The sequence below is a fragment of the Polynucleobacter sp. 78F-HAINBA genome (genome assembly GCF_018882325.1).
GTDB lineage: Bacteria > Pseudomonadota > Gammaproteobacteria > Burkholderiales > Burkholderiaceae > Polynucleobacter.
In genome coordinates this window covers 1-255 of sequence record NZ_JACVOQ010000026.1, presented here as the reverse complement: position 1 = coordinate 255, position 255 = coordinate 1, and the positions used below count along the sequence as shown (strand labels likewise).

General features: G+C 52.2%; 1 protein-coding gene. It reads left to right on the top strand.

The features are described from left to right. Positions 1 to 255, top strand: a 255-nt coding sequence (locus ICN11_RS10650; RefSeq protein WP_216230358.1) for a helix-turn-helix domain-containing protein, incomplete at both ends; no start/stop codon positions are given.

The following is a 255-nucleotide window of genomic DNA, read 5'->3' as shown; positions in this document are numbered from 1 at the left end:
TCCAGTCTATGCAACAAGACCAACTCTCCATCAATCAAGCCGCAGCCCGGTTTAATGTGCCAGCCCCCAGCACGATTAGTCTTTGGCAACGCCTCTACAATGAAGGTGGTATTACAGCCCTAGAACCTAAGCCCAAGGGACGGCCACCGATGTCAAAACCCTTCAAACCATTTACCCCCACCAATAAGCCAGTCACCCAAATGACTCCGCAAGAGCTCATGCAAGAGCTCGAGTACCGCCGAGTGGAGACTGATT